The organism is Microbacterium sp. 69-10 (genome assembly GCF_001897945.1).
GTDB lineage: Bacteria > Actinomycetota > Actinomycetes > Actinomycetales > Microbacteriaceae > Microbacterium.
Genome location: NZ_MKRT01000001.1, coordinates 100,309 through 115,182 on the forward strand (window position 1 = coordinate 100,309; position 14,874 = coordinate 115,182).

General features: G+C 69.0%; 15 protein-coding genes and 1 pseudogene. 3 read left to right on the forward strand and 13 right to left on the reverse strand.

All coding sequences use genetic code 11. The features are described from left to right. Positions 1-239: pseudogene (locus tag BGN97_RS00505) on the reverse strand (DUF4185 domain-containing protein); the annotation flags it as partial. Between the two features lie 76 nt (positions 240-315). On the opposite strand from BGN97_RS00505, the gene BGN97_RS00510 reads away from it, so the two are divergent. After that, complete coding sequence (locus BGN97_RS00510; protein WP_292697083.1) at positions 316-1,284, forward strand: hypothetical protein; 969 nt, start codon at positions 316-318, stop codon at positions 1,282-1,284. Positions 1,285-1,372: 88 nt separating this feature from the next. On the opposite strand, the gene BGN97_RS00515 is transcribed toward BGN97_RS00510, so the two are convergent. The 5 genes from BGN97_RS00515 to BGN97_RS00535 are packed head-to-tail and all read right to left on the reverse strand — an operon-like array spanning position 1,373 to position 6,207. Further along, positions 1,373-2,242 (reverse strand): dihydrodipicolinate synthase family protein, encoded by an 870-nt coding sequence (locus BGN97_RS00515; RefSeq protein ID WP_292697086.1) that lies wholly within the window; start codon positions 2,240-2,242, stop codon positions 1,373-1,375. After that, complete coding sequence (locus tag BGN97_RS00520; RefSeq protein ID WP_292697089.1) at positions 2,239-3,888, reverse strand: tripartite tricarboxylate transporter permease; 1,650 nt, start codon at positions 3,886-3,888, stop codon at positions 2,239-2,241. The genes BGN97_RS00515 and BGN97_RS00520 overlap by 4 nt, the downstream gene beginning before the upstream one ends. Next, positions 3,885-4,412, reverse strand: a complete 528-nt coding sequence (locus BGN97_RS00525) for a tripartite tricarboxylate transporter TctB family protein (RefSeq protein ID WP_292697092.1) — start codon at positions 4,410-4,412, stop codon at positions 3,885-3,887. The genes BGN97_RS00520 and BGN97_RS00525 overlap by 4 nt, the downstream gene beginning before the upstream one ends. Before the next feature lie 53 nt (positions 4,413-4,465). After that, positions 4,466-5,491, reverse strand: a complete 1,026-nt coding sequence (locus BGN97_RS00530; RefSeq protein ID WP_292697095.1) for a tripartite tricarboxylate transporter substrate binding protein — start codon at positions 5,489-5,491, stop codon at positions 4,466-4,468. A 50-nt stretch (positions 5,492-5,541) separates the two neighbouring features. Continuing rightward, positions 5,542-6,207 carry a GntR family transcriptional regulator gene (locus BGN97_RS00535; RefSeq protein ID WP_292697098.1) on the reverse strand — a complete coding sequence of 222 codons (666 nt, stop codon included), beginning with the start codon at positions 6,205-6,207 and terminating at the stop codon, positions 5,542-5,544. Positions 6,208-6,453: 246 nt separating this feature from the next. Here BGN97_RS00535 and mgtE point away from each other — a divergent pair, with 246 nt between their 5' ends. Beyond that, positions 6,454-7,809, forward strand: coding sequence for a magnesium transporter (mgtE, locus tag BGN97_RS00540; protein ID WP_292697101.1), 1,356 nt, complete (start codon positions 6,454-6,456; stop codon positions 7,807-7,809). 3 nt (positions 7,810-7,812) lie between these two features. On the opposite strand, the gene BGN97_RS00545 is transcribed toward mgtE, so the two are convergent. The 6 genes from BGN97_RS00545 to BGN97_RS00570 form a co-directional block, all read right to left on the reverse strand. Beyond that, positions 7,813-8,280: a MerR family transcriptional regulator gene (locus BGN97_RS00545; protein WP_292697103.1), complete on the reverse strand. Its 468-nt coding sequence runs from the start codon at positions 8,278-8,280 to the stop codon at positions 7,813-7,815. 1 nt (position 8,281) lies between these two features. Further along, the gene (locus BGN97_RS00550; protein WP_292697106.1) at positions 8,282-9,265 is read right to left on the reverse strand and encodes a DnaJ C-terminal domain-containing protein; all 984 of its coding nucleotides are present in this window, start codon (positions 9,263-9,265) and stop codon (positions 8,282-8,284) included. A gap of 7 nt (positions 9,266-9,272) precedes the next feature. Then, entirely contained in the window at positions 9,273-9,908 is a 636-nt protein-coding gene (gene grpE / locus BGN97_RS00555) for a nucleotide exchange factor GrpE (protein ID WP_292697108.1), read from the reverse strand. Between the two features lie 2 nt (positions 9,909-9,910). Further along, positions 9,911-11,773: a molecular chaperone DnaK gene (dnaK, locus tag BGN97_RS00560; protein WP_292697110.1), complete on the reverse strand. Its 1,863-nt coding sequence runs from the start codon at positions 11,771-11,773 to the stop codon at positions 9,911-9,913. A gap of 162 nt (positions 11,774-11,935) precedes the next feature. Next, positions 11,936-12,511, reverse strand: coding sequence for a TOPRIM nucleotidyl transferase/hydrolase domain-containing protein (locus BGN97_RS00565; protein ID WP_292697112.1), 576 nt, complete (start codon positions 12,509-12,511; stop codon positions 11,936-11,938). 266 nt (positions 12,512-12,777) lie between these two features. Continuing rightward, positions 12,778-13,239: a DUF3817 domain-containing protein gene (locus BGN97_RS00570; protein WP_285638283.1), complete on the reverse strand. Its 462-nt coding sequence runs from the start codon at positions 13,237-13,239 to the stop codon at positions 12,778-12,780. Positions 13,240-13,418: 179 nt separating this feature from the next. Here BGN97_RS00570 and BGN97_RS00575 point away from each other — a divergent pair, with 179 nt between their 5' ends. Next, positions 13,419-14,072: a hypothetical protein gene (locus BGN97_RS00575; RefSeq protein WP_292697114.1), complete on the forward strand. Its 654-nt coding sequence runs from the start codon at positions 13,419-13,421 to the stop codon at positions 14,070-14,072. A 40-nt stretch (positions 14,073-14,112) separates the two neighbouring features. Here BGN97_RS00575 and BGN97_RS00580 read toward each other — a convergent pair whose 3' ends face one another. Then, positions 14,113-14,565: an HNH endonuclease signature motif containing protein gene (locus BGN97_RS00580; RefSeq protein WP_292697115.1), complete on the reverse strand. Its 453-nt coding sequence runs from the start codon at positions 14,563-14,565 to the stop codon at positions 14,113-14,115. Between the last annotated feature and the right edge of the window lie 309 nt (positions 14,566-14,874).

The window sequence follows — 14,874 nt, forward strand, 5'->3', positions numbered from 1 at the left end:
TGGACCATCGATCCGAGGTCGGTGCCCGCCACGCCGACCGCGGCGGTGTCGTTCATGGCACCGGGTCCGGTGAGCTGCGCGATCTCCGTGACATCGGAGACCCCCGCGAGCACGAACGGCTTGTCGGGGTTCGGGTCCACCGCGATCGGGCCGCTCGCGGAGCATGCGCCGAGGGCGAGCGCGGATGCCGCGACGGCGACCGTCGCGAGCGTGCGCCGAGGTGACGTGGGATGGCTCATGATCCTCCTTGATGTGGCCACACTCTACTGAAATCGATACCATTGCGAAATCGATTTCAATGCAGAAGGAGACCCGATGAGCTCGGCTGAGCGCTTCACGGAGGCGGAACCGGCGACTGCGGACGGCATCTGGCTGCGGCCCACCGGGGCCGCGGCCGCCGAGCCGCGCTGGGGGCATGCGGACGGCATGCAGATCGGCATCCACCCGATCCCGGGCCCGCGCGGGCTGCTGCGGGTGTTCACCCCGTACCTGGATCACCCGCGCGAGCGGCTCGTGAACTTCATCGCTGTGGAGCCCATCCCGCGAGGTGAGGACCGGCGGGGATATTCCGAGTTGGAGCCGAGTTCGCTCGACCCCGGCGAGAACGGCAAACGGTTCTGGTCCGGTGACGAGCCCGACGGGCTCGCCGCACCGAGGGATCCGCTCGCACCGAGCCGCGGCGTGGTCGAGACGATCGACGGCGTCGAGACGCTGACGGTGTGGATCGGGGTGGAGCGGTTCGACAACGGGGCGGACGTGCGGGTGCGCGTGCGATTCCGCGCGGACCGCCCGCGCGAGGTGGAGGTGGCCGGGTTCGAGAACGAGGGGTCAGTACCGTTGCAGCGCCTGGTGCTCACTGCGACCATGTGCAACTGGGCGCGACTGCGCCGGCTCGAGCTGGCCGACCGGACCGTCACCCCGGCCGAGCTCTGGCCCGGATTCGAGGGGACCGGATTCACCGAGCACGGGCGGTTCGGACTGGCCGAGCTGCGCCGGGAGGGGTGGACGGCGGTGGTCAGCGCGATCGGCGATGAGGAGGATCCGTGGTCGGTCGCTTATGCCGACTACACGGCGGAGCACTGGCGGTTCGTGGGCCTGCGGTCCCGACAGACCTGGCGCGTCGATGACCCGCACCCCGAGCTCGAGGTGCTCGTCAATGCTCGCTGGTCGTACTGGGCGAGCGCCTCGGAGATACCGGGCGGTCCGGCGTTCGAGAACTTCGAGATATCCGAGCCCTTCCGCCAGGGGGCCGGCTTCCGATTCGCCGTCGAGCCCCTGGACTGACGCCGGCGCGAGATCCCGCCCGACATGAGAGACCACCCCGCGCATGATCTCTCATGCGCGGGGTGGTCTCTCGAGGTGTCGAGCCGACTCAGGCGTACGCGGCCACCACGCGCGCGACGGCCTCGCGCTCGGCATCCGTCGGCTCGTCCAGTGCCATCCGGCAATAGGAGTCCGCGACGCCGAGCACGCGGTAGCCCTCCTTCATGCGCGCCATGTCTCCTCCGATCAGGGCGACGACCTCGTCGACGGCTGACTGCGCGGCGGCGATCGCCGAAGCGTCCCCGGAGCGGCCGGCATCCGCCAGCGCACGGAACGGCTGGGGCGTGACGGACGAGACGCCCGAGACGACCCCCTGCGCGCCGGCGTCGACCGCGGCGATGAGGTCGCGGTCGGCTCCCGTGTAGAGCTCGAAGTCCGCCGGCACGGCGGCGCGATAGGCGGCCAGCTCGTCGAGCGACAGCTCGCTGACCTTCGCGCCGACCACGTTCGGAAGCCCCGCGAGCCGCACCAGCAGCTCGGGCGAGACCGGGTTCCCGCTGCGTGCCGGGTAGATGTACACGTACAGGCGCCCGTCGCCCACGGCATCCGACACCTGCCGGAAGTAGTCGAACACCGCGTCGTCGGAGGAGCGCAGGTAGTACGGCGTCAGCGCCGCGAACTCGGTCGCGCCCAGCTCCCCGGCGATGCGGGTGAGTCGCACGGCCTCGAAGGCGCTGGGGCGTCCGACGTGCACGACGACCCGCATCCGGTCCTTCAGCTCATCCAGTGCCGCCGAGACGAGGGCGGTGAACTCATCGACGTCGACGGCGGGGAACTCGCCGGTCGTGCCGAGCACGAACGCGCCCTCGTTGCCGGACTTCCCGACGTAGCGGAAGATCGCGCGCGACCCCTCCAGATCGAGCGATCCATCGCGCCCGAAGGCCGTGGGGATCGCGGTGAGGATGTCGTAGCGGGTCACTTCTCGTTCTCCTTGTCGGTGCGGCGCGCACGACGCGCGCCCTTCTTCTCGATGTTGCGCACGGTGGATGTGAGCAGTTCGGGGTCCTGCGCGAGCTCCTCGCGGGCGTCCGCGATCTGCTCGACGCTGGACGCCGGCAGGATCGACTCCTCGAGCGACGCGCGCTGCTCGCGCGGCTTGCGCGCGGCGCGGATCGCCGGCAGGGCGATGGAGAGCACCGCGAGCACCAGCAGCGCGATCGCGATGGGGCTGACCACCGAGAAGAACGGCTTGGTCGGCAGGATCGCCATCGTGCGGGCGAGGTTCTCCTCCGCGAGCGGGCCCAGCAGCAGGCCGAGGACGACGGGGCCCGCAGGCACCTGCATCCGCTTGAGCAGCACGCCGACCACGCCGAAGACGAGCATCGTGATCACGGTCGACAGGCTGTTGGAGGTGGCGTAGGTGCCGATGATGCAGAAGATCAGGATGCCGCTCCACAGGTACTGCTGCGGCACGTCGAGCAGCTTGACCATGCCCTTCATGCGCACCAGGCTCAGGCCGAGCGAGAGCAGCGTGGCGAGGAGCATGATGCCGACGATGGAGACGACGAGGTCGGGACGGTTGGTGAAGAGCGTCGGGCCAGGGGTGATTCCCCAGATGATCATCGAGCCGATCATGACCGCCATGACCGAGTCGCCCGGGATGCCCAGCGCCATGGTCGTGGTGAGCGAACCACCGAGCGTCGCGCTGGAGGCGGTGTCGGATGCCGCGACGCCCTCGATCGAGCCCTTGCCGAAGCGCTCCGGATGCTTGGATGCACGGCGCGCCTGCTCCCAGCCGATGAGCCCGGCGATGTCGCCGCCGGCCGCGGGGATCAGGCCGACGCCGAGACCCACCCCACCAGAGATCGCGGTGGCGCGACCGGTCTGCTTCATCTCGCCCCAGGTCGGCCACCAGCGGCCGAGGCTCGAGATCGGACGCACCCGGTTCTTGCGATGGGTCAGCAACTGGTCGAACAGCTCGGCGATGCCGAACAGGCCGATGATCACGGCGATGAAGTTCACGCCCTCCACCAGCTCCAGTGAGCCGAAGGTGAAGCGCTGGTCGGCCGTGGCGGCGTAGGTCCCCACCGTGCCCAGCATCAGACCGAAGAGACCGGCGAGGATGCCCTTCACCATCGACTTGGACGAGATGCCGATCATGATGGCGATGCCGAAGATCACCAGCGCGAACAGCTCGGGCGAGCGGAAGTAGTCTCGGGCGAAGCTGGCGATGGGGACGGCGGCGACCGAGAACAGCACGAGGGATGCCAGGATGCCGACCGCGGACACGATCGCGGAGACCGTCAGGGCGAGTCCCGCCTTGCCCTGCTTGGCCATCGGATACCCGTCGAGGGTGGTGGCGATGGAGGCCGGCGTGCCCGGGGTGTTGATCAGGATGGACGGCACGCGGTCGCCGAAGTTGGCGGCGACGTAGATGGTGAGCATCACGGCCAGGCCCTGCACGGGCTCGAGCGTCATGGTGAAGCCCGCCGCGAGGGCGACCGCCATGGTGGCCGTGATGCCGGGGAAGGCGCCGACCATGAAGCCGAGCACGAGACCCACGCCCATGTTCAGCAGGATCTGGATGTCCAGCAGGGCGTTCAGGCCCTCGGCGAAAGCGTTCACAGGGGAATCCTCAGCAGCATGCCGAACACGACGTAGACGAACGCCGTGACCGCGACGGTGTAGATGATCAGGCTCAGCCAGCGGCGGTGGCCATAGACGAGCATCAGGGAGGCCATCAGCAGGCCTGCGGCGATCGGGAAGATCTCGATGCGGTAGCCCAGTAGCACCACCGACCCCAGCGACCAGAGCGCGACGAAGGCGCAGGCGATCGCCAGCGTGGCGGCCATGCGCAGGACGCCGCCGGGCTGGATGCGCTCGACGTCCTCGCGACTCGACGCCTGCCGGGTGATCGCGATGACGAGCAGGATGACGGCGACGGCCACGGCCGCGACTCCGAGCACGGTCGGCCAGAACCGGGCATCCATCTGCCCGGCCGCGGCCTCGCGGCGCAGCGGGATCTGCGTGGCCAGGAACAGGTAGCCGGCGGCGAACGCGAGGGAGACGACGGCGAAGGCGATCTCGAGCCCGCGCGACGGCGTCGCGCTCTGGTACTCGTCCTCGACGGGGGTGTCGGTGGTCGACATGGGTGTCCTCTCGAGAGGCCGGGGCCGGGTGCGTGGACCCGGCCCCGGGATGCTCAGCCCAGCAGGTCCTTGAACAGGGTGAACTGGTCCTTCACGAACGAGGTCCACTCGGCCGAGTCGCGGTACACGACCAGGTTTCCGGCCTCCGTCTGGAACTTCTGGTAGCCGTCGGACTCGACGGCCTTCTTCACGGCTTCCTCGAGGGTCTTGTGCACGTCGTCCGGCAGGCCCTTGGCGGTGTAGATGCCGCCCCAGCCGCCGAACTCGACCTTCTCGCCGATGGCCTCCTCGACGGTGGGGACGTCCTTCGCGTCGGGGTGGCGCTCGTCGTGCATGACGGCCAGGATCTTCACGGCGTCGCCCTGTGCGAGGGCCTCGCCGAGACCCGAGACCGCGGCGACCGTCTCGCCGGATGCCGCGGCGCCGACGGCGGTGGCGCCGCCGTCGTAGGGGACGGGAGAGAACTGGGCGCCGGTGGCGTCGGCGAGGCCGACGGTCGCGGCCTCCCAGATCGAGCCGGCACCGGAGTTCGCGACCGTCACTGCACCGGACTTCGCCTTGGCGACGAGCGCTTCGAGCGAGTCGATGCCGCTGTTCGCGCCGACGGTGATCACGCCCGGCGCGAGCATGATCTGGCCGAGCAGGTCGTAGTTCTCGGGCAGCACCTTGGCGCCCTGGGTGGTGTTGAGCATCGCGATCTCGACGGGCGCGAAGCCGATGACGTAGCCGTCGGCCTTCTGGCTGCCGACGTACTCCATGGCGAGGGCGCCGGCAGCGCCGGGCATGTTCTCGGGGACGACGCTCACGTCGAGGATCTTCTCGAGCTCGGTGGCGAGGGCACGCGAGGAGAGGTCGGAGCCGCCACCCGGGTTCGCCTGGATGATCAGGCGGATGTCCTTCTCGGGGAAGGCCGACTCGGCACCTCCCTCATCGACCTTGGTGCAGCCCGCCAGGACGAGCGCGGTTGCGGTGACGGCGACGATGGCTGCGGCCGCTCGGGACATGCGGATGCGGGGCATCTTTGCTCCTCGGTGCTGGTCGACCGTGTTGTCGACGCTGGCGAGCGTAGCAGTGTTCACTGTTAACAGTCAACACTAAAGGGAACGCCCGCGCGGAACACGGCACCGGATCAGGGCGTCTGCTGCGGCAGTTCGCTGAGCATCCGGTCGCGGGCGCCGTCGAGATGCGCCGTGAGCACCTCGGCCGCGCGCACGGCGTCGCCGCTGCGCATGACGTCCATCAGCACGACGTGGTCGCTCGCGGAGTCGTGCAGATCGTCGTCGTGGTTGATCGTGACGTCGAGCAGAGCCGTGAACGTCGGCAGGTACTGCTTCCAGGCGCCCTCGAGGCGGGCGTGGTCCGCGAGCACGTAGATCTGCGAGTGGAAGTCGAGGTCGGCCTCCACGAACGCGGCATGGTCGCCGGCATCCGCGGCTTCCGCCATCCGCTGCACGGCATCCCCCATCGTCCGCCAGCGGGCGTCGTCCGACACGCGGATCGCCCGCGACAGCGCGAGCTGCTCGAGCGCACCGCGCAGACTGTAGAGCTCATCGACGTCGTCTCCCGCCAGGCCGACGACGAAGACCCCCCGCGGGCGCTGGATGCGCACCAGCTTCTCGAAGCTGAGCTGGGTGAGAGCGTCGCGCACCGGTCCCCGGCTGACGTCGAACTCCTCGGCGAGCGCCTCCTCGGTGATCCGCTCCCCCGGAGCCAGCACCCCTCGGACGATGCGCTGACGCAGCACGTTCGCGATCTGCGCGCCCAGAGACTCGCCTCTTCTGACTGTGTCGGACACCGGCACTCCCCTTGTTGACTGTTGACAGGGTACATCCTCCGCTCACGGGTCTAGGATCGACGAGGAATCCTTCCCCGAGCACCAGGAAGCGAGGTGGTTCATCATGTCGAGTGACAGTCATAGTCGCAGACACGTCATCCCCTCCGCTTCCGCACCGCTCGGCTGAGCGGCGGCGTCTGCTGCGACGCGCGCCCCGGCGTTCTCTTGACCCCGCTCAGTGCGGCGGTGCCTTCCTAAGGCACGCCCATGACTCCTACCCAGATTCAGGCCGTCTCCGAGGCCGCCGACGAGATCCGTCGCCTCATCGCGCAGGGTGACCTGCCCGGCGCGTCCGCCGTACTCACCCCGCTCGCCGTTCCCGAGGTCGTCGAGCTCGTCGACCGGCTCCCCATCGACGATGCCGCGATCGTGTACCGCCTGCTCGCCAAGACCCGCGCCCTCGAAGTGTTCGAGGCCCTCTCCCCCGGCACGCGCGGCGACCTGGTGCAGGCGCTGCGCAACGTCGAGATCACCGCGCTGTTCGCCGAGATGGATCCGGACGACCGCGTCTGGCTGCTCGACGAGCTGCCGGCGTCGGTGGCGCCCCAGCTGCTGCGAGGTCTCACCCGGCAGGAGCGCGACCTCACCTCCGGGATGCTCGGCTACCCGCAGGACTCCATCGGGCGCCGCATGAGCCCGGAGTTCGTGACGACGCACCCGCAGCTGACCGTCCACGAGACGTTCGCGCGCATCCGCGCCGCGCTCGACAGCGCCGAGACCGTGTACACCGTGCCGGTGACCGACGCCCGCCGCGTGGTGGGGGTCGTCAGTCTGCGCGATCTGATGTCGGCGGATGAGGATGCCGTGATCGCCGACGTGATGAGCGAGCCGCACGTCGCCGAGGTGACGGAGGACGCCGAGACCGCTGCCCGCCGCGCCACCGACTACAGCCTGCTGGCCCTTCCGATCGTGGACGGCGAGCAGCGGCTGGTGGGTATCCTCACCATCGACGACGCAGCGCGCATCCTCAAGCAGGAGGAGAGCGAGGATGCCGCGCGCCAGGGCGGCGTGGAGCCGCTGCGCCGCTCGTACCTGGGGACGCCCATCCGTCAGCTGGTGCGCTCGCGCGTGGTGTGGCTGCTGGTGCTCGCCGTCGGCGCGACGCTGACCGTTCAGGTGCTGGACACGTTCGAGGCGACGCTCGCGCAGATGACGGTGCTCGCGCTCTTCGTGCCGCTGCTGATCGGCACCGGCGGCAACACGGGCAACCAGGCCGCGACCACGGTGACGCGGTCGCTCGCTCTGGGTGAAGTGACGCCTCGCGACGTGCTGCGGGTGCTCTCCCGCGAGATCAGGGTCGGATTCTGCCTGGGGCTGCTGCTCGGGGCGCTCGGCTTCGTGATCGCGGGCCTGGTCTACGAATGGCACGTCGGCCTGGTGATCGGCCTCACCCTGGTCGCGGTCTGCACGGTCGCGGCATCCGTCGGCGGGATGATGCCCCTGGCAGCCCGTGCGATCCGCGTCGACCCGGCCGTGTTCTCCAACCCGTTCATCACGACGTTCGTCGACGCGACCGGGCTGGTGATCTACTTCCTGATCGCGAAGACCGTGCTGGGCCTGTGAGGCTCAGGCTCCGCCGCGCGGAGCCTGATCGTCGGCATCCGCTTCGTCTTCGGGAGCGGACAGTCGGCGAGGACGCCACAGCACCACCTCGGTGGAGCGGCGGATGCGCCGGCCGGATGCCAGCGAGACGATCGACCCGGTCGCCCCGGCGGCGAAGACGCGAACGCCGGGGCGGCTCTCCCGCTCGGCGCGCAGAGCGCCCTCGAGCTCGGTGACGCGGGAGCGCAGCATCCGCACCTCGTCCTCCAGGTCCAGCAGCCGGGCGATCGCCGGGAGGCTCATCCCCTCGCTCGACAGCTGCGCGACCTCGCGGAGCTGCTCGATGTCGCGCATCGAGTAGCGCCGCGAGCCGCCGCGCGAGCGGCCGGGCACCACCAGGCCGATGCGGTCGTACTGCCGCAGCGTCTGGGGGTGCATGCCGGCCAGCTCGGCGGCGACTGCGATCGCGAAGACGGGGGATTCGGCATCCATGTCAGGCCTTGGCCTTCGCCATCATCTCGGCCCGCGGGTTCTCGGTGGGCTCGAGCTCGTGGAAGCGCTGCAGCGCTTCGCGCGCGGCGTCGTCGAGGTGCGTCGGCACGGCCACCTGCAGCTCCGCGAGCAGGTCGCCCGTGCCCTTCTTCGCCGACGCGATGCCCCTGCCCTTGACGCGCAGCACGCGCCCGGAGGGCGTGCCCGGGGCGACCCGCAGCTTGACCGTCTCGCCGCCCAGCGTGGGCACCTCGATGGTCGCGCCGAGCGTCGCCTCGGTGAACGTGACGGGCACGGTAAGCCGCAGGTTCAGTCCCTCGCGGGTGAACACCGGATGCGGGCGCACCGTGACCTGCACGACGATGTCGCCGGGCTCCCCGCCGTCGGGCGAGGGGCGTCCGCGGCCGCGCAGGCGGATCTTCTGACCGTCTGCGACACCCGCGGGCACCTTGATCTTGAACGGCTTGCCGTCCTCGGCCTGCAGGGTGATGGTCTCGCCCTGCGCGGCGGTGACGAAGTCCAGGGTGGTGCGGGCCGTGACGTCGGCGCCCTTCTGCGGGCCGCCGAAGCCACGGAATCCGCCCGACGACTGCCCGAACCGGCCACCGCCGAAGGAGCCGCCGCCCTGGTTGAACATCGAGAAGATGTCGTCGAAGTCGGCCTGACGGCCGCCGCCCTGCCCGAACCGGCTGAACACGTCCTCGAAGCCGCCCGCGCCACCGCCGCCGGGCGCGGTGAAGCGCGCCCCCGAGCCCATCGCGCGGATCTCGTCGTACTCGCGACGCTGCTCGGCGTCGCTGAGCACGCTGTACGCCTCGCTGATCTCCTTGAACTTCGCCTCGGCCGCAGCATCACCCGGGTTGGAGTCCGGGTGGTACTTGCGCGCGAGCTTGCGGTACGTCTTCTTCAGTTCCGCGTCGGAGATGTCCTTCGAGACGCCGAGCGTCTTGTAGAAGTCCTTGTCGAACCAATCCTGGCTGGCCATCGATCACCTACTCCGCAGGGACGGCGACGACGACCTTCGCCGGGCGCAGCTCGACATCGCCCAGCCGGTAGCCGACCTCGACGACCTCGAGGATGGTCGAGGTGGTGACACCGGGTGTGGGCTGCTGGAAGATCGCCTCGTGCTGCTGCGGGTCGAACTCGTCGCCCTTCTCGCCGTAGGCGACGACGCCGAGCTTCTCGACCACGCCGCGCAGCTTCTCGGAGATCACGGCGAAGGGAGAGCCCTCCTCCAGATCGCCGTGCTGCTGCGCGCGGTCGAGGTCGTCCAGCACGGGGAGCAGGCCCTTGGCCACCTCGCCCTTGGCGCGGGCGATCTCGACGTGGCGCTGCTCCTCGGTGCGGCGCCGGTAGTTGGCGTACTCCGCGGTCAGGCGCTTCAGGTCGTTGAGCAGGGCGTGCTCAGCGTCCACGATGCCGGCATCCGAACCGTCCTCGCTGGACGCCTCGGGCGTCTGCTCGGCGTTCAGGATGTCGTCGACCGTGAAGTCGTCGTCCGAGCCCTCGGCCGCGGAGGCCTCGGCGGAGTCCTGGTTCACCTGCGGCTCGGGGCCGGATGCCGCAGCATCCGACCCCGCACCCTCAGGCTGAACCTCGTCGTTCTCGTCGAAGTTCTTGTCCGTCATGGTTACTTGCTCTCGTCCTCGTCGTCCACGACCTCGGCGTCCACCACGTCCTCGTCGGACCCGGCGTCTGCGGAGGCGCCTGCGTCACCAGCGGCGGCGCCGGATGCGGCATCCGCCTGGGACTGAGCGTAGATGGCCTCGCCCAGCTTGCCCTGCGACGCGTTGAGCTTGTCGAACGCGGCCTTGACCGCGTCGTCGTCCTCACCGGCGAGAGCCGTCTTCAGAGCGTCGACGTCGCCCTGCACCTCGGACTTGACGTCCTCGGGCAGCTTGTCCTCGTTCTCCTTGATGAGTTTCTCGATCGAGTACGCGAGCGACTCGGCCTGGTTGCGCTGCTCCAGGGCCTCGGCGCGCTTCTTGTCCTCGGCGGCGTGCTCCTCGGCCTCGCGCACCATGCGCTCGATGTCGTCCTTCGACAGCGACGAGCCGCCGGTGATGGTCATCGACTGCTCCTTGCCGGTGCCCTTGTCCTTGGCGGACACGTGCACGATGCCGTTGGCGTCGATGTCGAAGGTGACCTCGATCTGCGGGATGCCGCGGGGAGCCGGCGCGATGCCGGTCAGCTCGAAGGTGCCGAGCGGCTTGTTGTCGCGGGTGAACTCGCGCTCGCCCTGGAAGACCTGGATCGCGACCGACGGCTGGTTGTCGTCGGCGGTGGTGAAGGTCTCGCTGCGCTTGGTCGGGATGGCCGTGTTGCGGTCGATGAGCTTGGTCATGCGGCCGCCCTTGGTCTCGATGCCGAGGCTCAGCGGGGTGACGTCGATCAGCAGGACGTCCTTGCGCTCGCCCTTCAGGACACCGGCCTGCAGGGCGGCGCCGACGGCGACGACCTCGTCCGGGTTGACGCCCTTGTTGGCCTCCTTGCCGGTCTCGCGCTTGACGAGCTCGGCGACGGCCGGCATACGGGTCGAACCGCCGACCAGCACGATGTGGTCGATGTCGCCGACCTTGATGTTCGCCTCGCGGATGACATCCTCGAACGGCTTCTTGGTGCGGTCGAGCAGGTCCTTGGTGAGGTCCTCGAACTTGGCGCGGGTCAGCGTCTCGGAGAGGGAGACGGGGCCCGACTCGGTGAGCGACAGGTACGGCAGGTTGACCGAGGTGCTGGTCGAGCTCGACAGCTCCTTCTTGGCCTGCTCCGCAGCCTCCTTCAGACGCTGCAGGGCGATCTTGTCACCCGAGACGTCGACGCCGGTCGAGTCCTTGAACTGCTTGATCAGGTAGTCGACGACGCGCTGGTCCCAGTCGTCACCGCCGAGGCGGTTGTCACCGGCGGTGGCGCGCACCTGGATGGTGGAGAAGTCGTCGTCCTTGCCCACCTCGAGGAGGGAGACGTCGAAGGTACCGCCACCGAGGTCGAAGACGAGGATGAGCTCGTCCTCCTTGCCCTTGTCCAGGCCGTAGGCCAGAGCAGCGGCGGTGGGCTCGTTGATGATGCGCAGCACGTTCAGGCCGGAGATCTCGCCGGCCTCCTTGGTGGCCTGGCGCTCGGCGTCGTTGAAGTACGCGGGGACGGTGATGACGGCATCCGTCACGGTGTCACCGAGGTACGCCTCGGCGTCGCGCTTGAGCTTCATCAGGATGCGCGCGGAGATCTCCTGCGGCGTCCACTTCTTGCCGTCCACGTCGAACGACCAGTCGGTGCCCATGTGGCGCTTGACCGACGAGATGGTGCGGTCGACGTTGGTGACGGCCTGGCGCTTGGCGGTCTCGCCGACCAGCACCTCGCCGTCCTTGGTGAATGCGACCACCGAGGGGGTGGTGCGGAAGCCCTCGGCGTTGGCGATGACCTTGGGCTCGCCGCCCTCGAGGACGCTGACGACGGAGTTGGTGGTTCCGAGGTCGATTCCGACAGCACGTGCCATGTGATTCTCCTTGTGTGTTGAAGCGGTGAAGTTGAGTGAGTTCCGGGGCGACCCAGAAAACCTGAGTCGCGATGACTCAAGTGTAACCGCGACGTCGGATGCTGTCAAGAAAGTTGATAGAGGTCGACTCAGGTTTGGGCGGATGCCTGTCCGCTGGACACCTCAGCGACCACCCACGCGGTCGAGCAGCCTGTTGAGCGTCGCGGGCGTCCGATCCAGGGGCACGGCATCGATGACATCCGCCGCGAAGCGGGACTTGCGGCCCGCTGCGGTGCCCGCGAACCGGTGCAGCTGCTCCTCGATGCGCACGCGCTGCGCCGGCTGCCGCTGGAACCGGCGGAACCGTGCGCGCTCGCGAGTGTCGAGTGCCTCGAGGACCAGCTCGGCGCCGGCGGCGCGGATGACCTCGTCTTCCAGGTCACGCTCGCAGCCGAAGAAGCCGAGGGGCTCGAGCGGGTCCATGTCGGGGGTGGGACCCGCTGCATCGTCGAGCATCCCGAGGCGGGCCAGCACCATCTGCACGTATCGCCGTTCCGCCGCGTCGTACAGCCCGAGGACGCGAGCGGACGTGCCTCGCAGTGCGGTCAGCGCCTTGCGCAGGTTCGTGATGCCGTCGAGCTCCCGCAGTTCCACCCCGTCGAGCGAGTCGTCCCCTGCCTGCGACTCCGCGCGGCGACGCGCGAGGGCCTCGAGCGCGAGCCGGTCACTCCGGCCCTCGACCAGCACGACCGCGGTCATGGCGTCTCCGATCGTGGGTCTTGACGGACGCGGTCATCCTCGCATGGCGCGGAAGGCGGCGCGAGGGCCCTGTCCTCGTCGTCTCGGCGGGATACGTCGCCCGCCCCAGTGCCGTACGTGAGAACAGGAGAATTGCTGAAGGCAGGACGAAAGTCGACCGAATCGTCCGGTCTTCAGCGATCCTCCTGTTCCTGGACGCTGAGGCGGATGTCTGTTCCGGGTTGCTGGAGCGGATGCCGGGGCGCCGACCGAGACCCGAGGACTGATCACTTCCCGCCGGGAGGGCCGATCAGCAGCAGGATGCTGAAGATCGCGGCGACTGCGACGAGGATCAGCAGCGCGAGCACCCACGGACGGTGCAGGAACCAGCGCATCGTCCGGTCGTACCAGGTGCGGTCGCGCGGGTCGTCGGTCTCGGTGAGTCGCCAGTCGCCCTCGAGGCGCCGGCTGCGGTGCAGCCAGATCTCGGCGGGGATGGTCGCGTAGGGAACGATCGCGCTGGCGATCGCGGTGATCGCGACGCCGACGTGCCAGCGCTGATGGAAGGCCAGGAGCACGGCCGTCGCGCCGTAGGAGAGGAAGACGAAGCCGTGGATGCCGCCGGCGATCGTCACCAGCACCGGTGCCGCGCCGACCGCGCGAGCGATGAGCGCGCCGATCAGCAGGGTCCAGGTGATCGCCTCGGCGATCGCGAGCGCGCGGAACAGTCGGGCAGGGCTGCGGAACATGGATCTCCTCGGGTCGGTCTGCATCCACGCTAGGCGACCGAGGCCTTCCGTCCCCTGGAATTCCGGCTCTGAGGGGCCTCTGGGACAGGAAGATCATCCGAAAGGTGGAGACCGCGGCGCGTCAGGGGTTATCCACAGGCAGAAACGCGGCATCTGCTGATCTTCCTATCCTTGCGGGCATGCTCCAGAGACCTCTTCGCAGGATCACGCTCGCTGCCGCCGTCGCGGTCATCGCCGCAGCCTCCCTTGCCGGATGCAGTCGAGCAGATGCTGTGGCGGATCCGACACCCGCGAAAACAGTCAGTTCCGTCCCGTCTCCATCACCGACCGAGGACTCGACATTCACATTCACCGACGGGGCAAGCCTGCCCGAGGGTACGGACATCGGCTGGGGCGAGAAGCTCTCCAGGGATACCGGGTGGAAGAAGGACGACTCAAGATCCCAGCCCGGCCGCTTCGCATATGACAACGCCGCCGACACCTGCACGGCGACATTCCAGCTGTTCCAACTGAGCAGCACTGCAGGCATGAGCGGCTTGGATGACCGTCAGGCTTCCGACCTGCTGGTGTGGCAGACGCTGGGCATGACTGCAACGGGTGCCTCAGATCGCGGCTTCGATGGACGCTTCTTCCTGAACGAGCTCGGAGGGTCGTTCGTCGAGGGCCGCCAGTTCTCCGTGACGATCAACGACATGGGACTCTTCAGCGCTGCGCGGGCATTCGTCGCCGCGGATCGCGGGCTCACCCTGCTCGTGTCCTGTGAGGGCACCGATATCGGAGAGGTCGCGCATGAGGTGCTGTCGAAGGCTGCCATCCTGATCGACCTGCCTTGACGACCGGCGAGATCGCTTCCGCTCGCCCCGCCCGGTCGGGTCAGAAGGGCGTGCCGAACTCTTCAGCAAGGGCAGCCCAGGCGTCGGATGGGTCGCGGTCGCTGCTTCCCGCGTCGGACGGCACGAAGGTGACGGTGTTCCGGGGTGGTGGCTGGTCGAAGTAGACGCGGCCAGTGGGGCTGGTCCACTCCAGGAGTCCGCCGCCGAGCTGTTTCACCTTCCACGGTGAATGGTGTTTGAGCACGTGGTGTCTGCGGCACAGGGCGGAGAGGTTGCCGTCTTCTGTGGGTCCGCCGTAGGCGGCGTCGAGGGTGTGGTCGAGGTCGGATTCGCGGACGGGCATCCCGCAGCCGGGGAATCGGCAGCGCTCATCCCTGGCGCGCAGGTGGCGTTTGAGGTGCTCGGATGGGCGGTACCTGTCCACGACGAGCAGTTCCCCGCTGATCGGATGCGTGATGACCCGATCCCATCCCGATGCCGCACCCGCCAGCATCCGTGCGGTGGCAGGGTCGATCGGCGCACGACCGGTCAGCTCTGCCGCGGGCGAAGAAGAGAGGCCGATTCCAGTGCTGTGAGCGGCAGTGGCCGGAGTGCCCGCCCCGCGCGGGCCGCCGGAGTCGCTGGCGCCGGGCCGTCGTGTGCCTTCACCGGCGTCGCAGTCTGTGCCGCAGTCCCGTGAGGTGTCGACAGCGGGCCCGAACGCACTCCCGGCCGTGGCGGCGGCCCCGAACGCACTCGACGGCGCGGGCATCGCGCGGCTGAGATCGAGGCTCGTGCCCATGAGGGTGAGGACAGGGATGGT